At 47.2% G+C, this 8,251-nt stretch carries 6 protein-coding genes; all 6 read left to right on the top strand.

Annotated features, from left to right (window positions below; all coding sequences use genetic code 11):
* The coding region (locus ACYQ4O_RS04830) for an RNA-guided endonuclease InsQ/TnpB family protein (RefSeq protein WP_460174915.1) at positions 1-473 on the top strand (473 nt) is incomplete at its 5' end.
* A gap of 482 nt (positions 474-955) precedes the next feature.
* Entirely contained in the window at positions 956-1,747 is a 792-nt protein-coding gene (gene dnaQ / locus ACYQ4O_RS04825; protein WP_460174914.1) for a DNA polymerase III subunit epsilon, read from the top strand.
* Positions 1,748-1,847: 100 nt separating this feature from the next.
* Positions 1,848-2,996: a 23S rRNA pseudouridine(2605) synthase RluB gene (rluB, locus tag ACYQ4O_RS04820; RefSeq protein ID WP_460174913.1), complete on the top strand. Its 1,149-nt coding sequence runs from the start codon at positions 1,848-1,850 to the stop codon at positions 2,994-2,996.
* Between the two features lie 345 nt (positions 2,997-3,341).
* Positions 3,342-3,911, top strand: coding sequence for a ribosome maturation factor RimP (locus ACYQ4O_RS04815; protein ID WP_308514234.1), 570 nt, complete (start codon positions 3,342-3,344; stop codon positions 3,909-3,911).
* A complete protein-coding gene (gene nusA, locus ACYQ4O_RS04810) occupies positions 3,912-5,411 on the top strand; it encodes a transcription termination factor NusA (RefSeq protein WP_308514235.1) in 1,500 nt (499 codons plus the stop codon).
* Positions 5,412-5,441: 30 nt separating this feature from the next.
* Positions 5,442-8,231 carry a translation initiation factor IF-2 gene (gene infB, locus ACYQ4O_RS04805; RefSeq protein WP_460174912.1) on the top strand — a complete coding sequence of 930 codons (2,790 nt, stop codon included), beginning with the start codon at positions 5,442-5,444 and terminating at the stop codon, positions 8,229-8,231.
* Positions 8,232-8,251: the final 20 nt, after the last annotated feature.

Below are 8,251 nucleotides of genomic sequence, written 5' to 3'. Positions count from 1 at the left end.
ATATAAGAAGAGACTTTCTGCATAAGATCACGACGACAATAGCCAAAAACCACGGTATTGTGTTCATGGAAGATCTAAAAGTATCGAATATGTCTGCATCGGCGTCAGGTACAGTTGAGCAGCCCGGAAAAAAGGTCAGACAGAAAAGCGGTTTAAATCGTTCAATTCTTGACCAAGGATGGTATTCTTTCAAGACAATGTTGGCTTACAAGTTGGAAGAAAGAGGAGGGTTGCTGGTATTGGTTTCTCCGAAAAATACGAGCAGAACTTGTCTGAATTGCGGATATATTTCGGCAAAAAACAGACAAACGCAAGCACATTTCGAATGTACCAAATGCGGGTACAAAGAAAATGCCGATGTCGTGGGAGCGATAAATGTATTAAGGGCTGGACACGCCCGGTTAGCCTGTGAAATGAACGGTGCAGTAAGGCCGTTGTCAGCAGGAACCCAACGAGACCTTCTACAACCATAGGCTACGGCTGTTGTAGCGGTGGTAGGGAATCCTCTTCGTTCACGAAAAGGAGGATGTCAATTCTTTGGCCTCAGAGGCTTTTGACGTTAAGAAGGCAAAAAATCGTCTTTTCCCAGAAGATTAGAAAAAAACTTAAATGAGGAGACTCAGGTCAGAAAACAGGCCTGAACAGCTGGCTTAAAATCTTTTTTATGCCTATGACAAAATCGAGAAGTCGGCCTGACTGTTTGAGATTAAATAAAGTTAAATCGGTAACTTTTTACTTTTAAAAGAAAAACTGAGCGCGCTCGAATTCTCGGACACAAATGTTAAAAGCAAGAATTCAACCAGACAGATGCGCTAAGGAATGGAACTCGCTGACTTATGAACGTCCGTTGTGTGAAGTTACTCCTGGAATTCGGCCAATAGTTCTACTGAAAAATCTTCGTAGAAGGTCTAAACTCGCTGTCTCTGAAAAGTTATTTCTTACTGGAGCTTAAAGCGTGGAAGAACCGGCATACGTGCGAGAAATTTGTTTTGATACTGAAACCACCGGGTTTAGAGCTAAAGAGGGCGACCGTTTGATCGAAATCGGCTGCGTCGAACTTTCCCGTTACGGAATCTCTGAAAATAAATTTCATCGCTTCATCAATCCTCAAAGAGATATTCCTGAAGAAGCCATTCGAATCCATAACATTACTAATGAAATGGTGGCCGATAAGCCAACATTCGAAGAAATCGCCGATGAATTCTTAGAGTTCATCAAAGGCGCGAAGTTAATCGCTCATAATGCTCCTTTCGATGAGTCTTTCTTGGATCAGGAATTGACAAGAATCGGAAAGGGCAAACTCCGGGATCATTGCGTAGATGTTATTGACTCTTTGGAAATCAGCCGTAAAGTGTTTCCTCAGCAGCAGAACTCTCTTGACGCTTTGTGCAAACGCTTGGGCATCGATTTAACTTCCCGTAATGACGGCCACGGTGCTTTAATCGATGCTCAGCTTCTTGCTCAGGTCTACTTAGTCCTCAAGCAGGACCAGGAGTCCATGGACATCGACAGTTTGACTCTGTCCGGAAAAAAACTCGATGACATTGAAGATACTCACATTGTCATCAAGGCCAGCGAGGAAGATTTGAAGGCTCACGAAGTGTTTTTGGAACTTTTAGCCAAAAAATGCAAAGGCACTCCTCTCTATAAAATGGGTGACGAAGAGTTCAAAGCCTTACGAGAAAAAGAACAAGAGTCTATTAATTCCAAAAAAGCCAAAATGGAACAATTTATCGCGAGTCTCTAAGGAAATAGTCCAATTTAGAGACATCAAGCAGACACAATGCGCAAAAGATAGCGATAATCAGAAAATTAATAAAAAGATTCAACTGTTAGGAAAACATTAAATGGCATTTCAAAACAAAGGCCGCAGAACTCCTTTTAGGCCTAAACAGACGGCAAAATCAGCTGCTTCCTCTGCTATTAAACCTAGAAGTTCGCGCCCGGCGGGTTTTAAATCAAGTCAGGACGGAGAAAATGCCGATTTGCACCTGCCTTCCGCTGCTTTTAGTCCTTCAGCTCCTAAAGGGCCGCGTGTCCCGGCTCAGGACTCTGCTCCTGCAGTAAGCGAAAAACTTCATAAAGTTCTTGCGGATGCCGGCCTCGGCTCCCGCAGAGATATGGAAGAGCTGATTACGCAAGGCCGAGTCTCCGTAAATGGCGAACCCGCTTATATCGGACAGCGTGTGCTCCCGACGGATTTGGTCCGCGTAAACGGCAAGCCTGTACGACGTGCAATGAAGCATGTTGAGACCGTTCCTCAAGTTTTGATTTACCACAAACCGGCCGGAGAAATCGTCTCCAAAGACGATCCGGAAGGCCGACCGACTGTTTTTGATCATCTTCCTCGTGCGAGAAACGGCAGATGGATCGCCGTTGGCCGTTTGGACTTCAATACAGAGGGCTTATTGCTCTTTACGACTGACGGAGAATTGGCTAACCGTTTAATGCATCCGAAGTATGAAATCGAAAGAGAGTACGCCGTCCGAATTCAAGGAGAGCTCTCTAAAGAAGATAAAGAAAAGCTTCTGACTAAGGTTATGCTCGATGACGGCCCCGCAAAATTCACTTCCTTAGATGAAATCGGCGGTAAAGGATTCAATCGTTGGTATCAGGTTAAGCTCTCGGAAGGAAGAAACAGAGAGGTCCGCCGCATGTTCGAAGCCGTCGGCATGCCGGTGTCACGCTTAATACGTACTCGTTACGGTTCAATCAATTTGCCTTCCAACTTAACTCGCGGCAAATTCGAAAGACTTCCGAAAGAAGTTGTTGAAGCATGGATTAAAGAATCCGGTTTGGATAAAGAGCCGGTTTCCAAACCGGTGCTGTCCCGTCCTAAGGCCAGCCCCGCCGGCGGAGCTCGCAGAACGAGTTCAGGTCCCAGAGCAGCTTCAGGAGCACCGGGAAGAAGACCTTCCTCCGGGACAAGGCCCGCAGCAAAAGGTCCGCGAAGCGGAAGAAAGCCTGCTTCCGGCACGCCGAGAGACGGAAGATAGTCGATTCGCCGGTAAAATCGGCTGAGGCCTCAAAATGAGAAAGTCTTTTGAGGTCTTGCCTATGCTTTGAGGCAGCAAAATTAATAACTGTATGTTTGCTAAGGGAAAATTACCCCTTGACAAATAATAAAAAACTTTGGAGAAGCGGTAGTTTTTTATCCATTTTTACAAAAACTTCCGCTTTTTTAATAAGTTAGGAGTACAATGCTTGCAAAATTTCGGCAGATTATGAAAATTTGCCGGGTGTTTCTGTACCCTTCGGTATGGAAATACACCTGTCAAGGGTTGTAAATAGATGGGCTTTACGCCCGTTTTTTTTTGGTTTAGTTAAGAGGTTGCAGCAGAATGGCGGTTCCATCTCAGGTTTTCGAATTGATTGAGTCGACCGTGGAGGGTCTCGGTTACGAATTGGTTGACGTAGAACGTCTCCCAAGAGGTCTTATCCGCGTCACTATTGATAAAGAAGGCGGCATCACATTGGACGATTGCGAAAAAGTCAGCAATCTTTTGAATCCCGCTTTAACCGTAGACAACGTGGATTTCGATCGTCTCGAAGTCTCTTCCCCGGGTGTGGATCGTCCGCTCAGACGCGCTAAAGACTTCGTTCGCTTTGTCGGCAGCAACGTTCATATCGAGCTCTATACACCGATGACAGGCGAAGGTCTGCCTGCCAACGGCAGAAGAAGAATGGACGGTAAGCTTCTTGCTGTAGAAGGTGATGAAGCTAATCCGACCATCACGCTCGAGCTCATTACTGAAAGATTGGGCCGCACACCGAGCGAAATTGCCAAAGCTAAAGCCAAAGCCAAAAAATCAGGAGAAGCTCAGGCCGCTCCTGTCATCCTCAATATTCCGTTTAAAGACATTGAACGCGCCTCTTTATTGGCCGATTTAGATTTTAGAGGTTCAAAATAAATGAATAAGAATCTGCTTGACTACGTAGAACTCCTTGCAAATGAAAAGAGTGTCGATAAGGAGTTAGTACTGATGGCACTCGAAAGTGCTATCGCCAGTGCTGTTAAGAAATCCGAATTCCCGGGTGAGGACGCTGATATCGCAGTAAAAGTAGACCCTAAGACCGGTGACTACCAGGTTTGGCGTCAATGGCTCGTCGTTCCTGACGACCAGGGCCTTCAGGAGCCGGACCGTCAGATTCTTCAGTGGGAAGCCAAAGAGGATTACTCTGACCAGGGCGAAATGAATGTCGGTGACTATGTCCGTCAGGAACTCAAAGATTACAGCGTCACGGGCCGTAGATTCGCAACTGACGCCCGTCAGGTCATTCTCCAGAAATTGAGAGAAGCCGAAAGAACCAAGAATCTTGAAGAATTCAAGAACCTCTACAAAGATCAGAAGATTGTTCACGGCCAAATCCGTAAGAATGTCGGCGGGGACTGGATTGTTGAAATCGGCAAGATCGAAGCAAGACTGCCCAAGAGCGAATGCATTCCTCATGAATTGCTGAGAACCAATGACCGTATCCGCGCTTATGTATCTAAGATTGATCCGGCTTCCAGACAGCAGCAGGTCATTTTGAGCCGTGCTTGCAACGAATTCTTAATTGAACTCTTGAAGTTGGAAGTTCCTGAAATCAACGAAGGCCTGCTTGAAATTAAGAATGTAGCCAGAGAACCGGGGCAGAGAGCCAAGATTGCCGTTCAGGTCAAGGACAAGAGAATCGATCCGATCGGTACTTGCGTCGGCGTCAAAGGCAGCCGTGTTCAAAACGTTACGAAAGAATTAAATAACGAACGTATTGATATTGTTCGCTGGTCCGACCAGCCTGTTGAGTATGTCGTCAGTGCTTTGGCCCCGGCCACTGTTACCTCCGTTGTTGTACACGCAGACGCGGGCAAAATGGACGTTGTGGTTGACCAGGAAAACAAGAAAGGAGCCGTTGGTGCTTCCGGCCAAAACGTGAAGCTTGCTTCTAAGCTCACCGGTTGGGATATCAACGTGATGACTGCTGAAGAAGCTGCTGAAGAGAAAGAAAAAGAAATCGGTGAAATCCGCAGCAAGCTTATGCAGTACCTTGAAGTAGACGAAGAAGTGGCAGAAGCCTTGATCGAAAACGGCATTGACACTCTTGAAAACCTTGCCTACGGTCCGGAAGACGAACTCTTCGCAATGGAAGATTTTGACGAAGACACTATCCGCGAACTCCGTTCCAGAGCCCGTACAGGTTTGATTACTCAAGCTCTTGAAAGAGAAGAATTGTTAAAAACAGCCGATCCTAAACTGTTAGAACTTCCTGGTATGGATCACGATCTCGTGGCCCAGCTGAGCAAAAAGGGCGTAAAGACATTAGATGATTTGGCTGATTTGTCCACTGCCGAACTGGTGGAAATGACAAACATGGAAGAGCAGGATGCACAGAAATTAATCGTTGCAGCCCGTGCTCATTGGGACAACTAATCAATACGGTAATAGGAGATAAAGAACTATATGACACAAAACACTGTATCTAGTTTAGCGGCAGATCTGAAATTACCGGTTGAAGAAATTTTGGCTCAGCTCAAAAATGCAGGTCGTCCGCAGAGAAATGCCGATGACGAAATTAATGATATCGACAGACAAATCCTGCTTGATTCATTGAAAGCTGCCCGCGGCAGCGCCAGTACCGGCAAGACAAAGATCACTTTGACTAAGAAGGAAAAGAAAGTGATTACTCAGCCTGCATCAGGCGGCCGTACTCACTCCATCCAAGTCGAAGTCAGAAGAAAGAAAGTGCTGGTTAAGCGTTCTGATATCGAGGCTAAAGCTCGTGAAGAAGCAGAAAGAGCCGCAGCTGAAATCCTGAGACAGAAAGAACAGGAAGCATTGGCCAAGGCTGCTGCTGAAAAAGCAGCTGCTGAAGCAAAAGCTAAGGCTGAAGCTGAACAAAAAGCCAGAGAAGCGGCTGCCCGTGCTGCTGAGGAAGCTAGAAAAGCCGAGGAAGAAAGAAAGGCTAGAGAAGCTGAAGCTCAGAAATTGGCTAAGGAAGAAAGCTTGAAGAAAGAACAGGCTGAAAAATCCGCACGTGAAGCCGCTAAACGCGCTGAAGAAGCCCGTAAGCGTGCTGCTGCTGAGAAAGCTGCTGCCGAAGCTGCCGCTAAGGCCAAAGAAGAAAGCAAGCGCTTGGCTGAAGAACGTGAAAAAGCCCGTAAGAAAGCTGAAGCTGAAGCCAGAGCTATTCGCGAAATGATGTCTGCTCCGAAGCGTGTTTTAACTGCTAAAGCCGAAGAAAGCAAAGATCAGAAAGAAGGCCAGAAGAAACAGCATAAGAACAGCGTCAAGAAAGAAAACAAGGCGCAGAAAGACAACCGCCGCTCTGAAAACTGGGGAGATGAAAACCAGCATAAGAGAACCATGAAGATCAAAGGCGGAGAAAGCAACGACGAAGGAAGCGGCTGGAAGTCTGACCGCAGAAATAAACGCGGCAAGCAGCAGAAGAACAATATGCCGCAGAGACAGCAGCCTGCCGTTCAAGAACCGATTATCCGTGACGTTGTGGTTCCTGAAACCATTACCGTTGCTGAATTGGCTCATAAGATGAGCGTCAAGGCAACCGAAGTCATCAAGCAGATGATGAAGCTTGGTCAGATGGTTACAATCAACCAGATGCTCGACCAAGACACGGCCATGATTGTTGTTGAAGAAATGGGTCACCGTGCCACAGCCGCTAAAGCTGACGATCCGGAAGCATTCTTGGAAGAAGAAGCAAGCGCATTGGCTGAAGTGCCCAAAGTACCGAGACCGCCGGTTGTTACTATCATGGGCCACGTTGACCATGGTAAGACTTCTCTTCTTGACTACATCAGAAGAACCAAGGTTGCTGCAGGCGAAGCAGGCGGTATTACACAGCATATCGGTGCTTACCACGTTGAAACTCCCAGAGGCATCATTACTTTCTTGGATACCCCGGGTCACGAAGCCTTTACTGCTATGCGTGCCCGCGGGGCTCAGGCAACCGATATCGTGATTTTGGTGGTAGCTGCAGACGACGGTGTTATGCCGCAGACCAAAGAAGCTATTTCTCACGCCAAAGCCGGTAACGTGCCTTTGGTGGTAGCTATCAACAAGATTGATAAGCCGGATGCTAACCCTGAAAGAGTTAAGCAGGAATTGGTAGCTAACGAAGTTATGCCGGAAGAATACGGCGGCGACGTTCCGTTTATTCCTGTTTCTGCGAAGACGGGTCAGGGCGTTGACGACCTTCTTGAAAACGTCCTTCTGCAGGCTGAAATCCTTGAGCTCCAAGCTCCGGTTGATGCCCCTGCTAAAGGCGTGGTTATCGAATCCAGATTGGATAAAGGTAAGGGTGCCGTTGCATCCGTACTTATTCAGTCCGGTACTCTGAAGAAGGGCGATATTGTCTTGGCAGGCGCCACCTACGGCCGTGTAAGAGCCCTCTTGGACGAAAACGGTAAGACCGTGACTTCCGCAGGTCCTTCCATTCCGGTGGAAATCCAGGGCTTGTCCGATGTCCCGGCAGCCGGTGACGAAATCATCGTCATCAATGACGAAAGAAAAGCCAGAGAATTGGCCAACTATCGGCAAGGTAAATACCGCGACGTTAAGCTTGCCCGTCAGCAGGCTGCTAAGCTTGATAACCTGTTCAAGGACGGTGACGAAGGTCAGAAGTCCTTGTCCTTGGTCATCAAGAGTGACGTTCAAGGTTCTCAGGAAGCCTTGGTCCACGCCCTCACCAAGCTCTCCAACAAAGAAGTTAAGGTCTCCGTGGTTCACGCAGCCGTCGGCGGCATCAGCGAATCCGATATCAACTTGGCTATCGCCAGCAATGCAGTAGTTATCGGCTTTAACGTTCGTGCGGATTCTCAAGCTCGCAAGCTTGCGGAAAACAACGGTATTGACATCCGCTACTACAACATCATTTACGATGCCGTAGATGACGTTAAGGCTGCCATGAGCGGTATGTTGGCTCCGGAACGCCGTGAAAACCATGTCGGTCTTGTCGAAATCCGTCAAGTCATCCGCGTTCCCAAAGTGGGAACCGTTGCAGGCTGTATGGTGCTCGAAGGAGTGGTTAAACGCAATTCACATGTCCGTCTTTTAAGAGACAATGTGATCATTTGGACAGGAGAGATTAACTCTCTGAGACGCTTCAAAGACGACGTCAAAGAAGTTAAGGCCGGTGCCGAATGCGGTATTTCTTTGAAGAATTATGACGACATCCAAGTCAATGACAGACTTGAAATCTTCGAAGTCGAAGAAGTTGCAAGAACGATTGAATAATCCTTCTTAGAAGTCGAAAG

Source organism: Turicimonas sp. TL08 (assembly GCF_054660695.1).
This window is presented reverse-complemented; position numbering and strand designations above follow the sequence as displayed.

Bases quoted from the DNA above. Each gene is read 5' to 3' on its own strand.
- ACYQ4O_RS04815 (WP_308514234.1), top strand. From the start codon at position 3,342: ATGGCGGTTCCATCTCAGGTTTTCGAATTGATTGAGTCGACCGTGGAG.
- rluB (WP_460174913.1), top strand. From the start codon at position 1,848: ATGGCATTTCAAAACAAAGGCCGCAGAACTCCTTTTAGGCCTAAACAG.
- infB (WP_460174912.1), top strand. From the start codon at position 5,442: ATGACACAAAACACTGTATCTAGTTTAGCGGCAGATCTGAAATTACCG.
- nusA (WP_308514235.1), top strand. From the start codon at position 3,912: ATGAATAAGAATCTGCTTGACTACGTAGAACTCCTTGCAAATGAAAAG.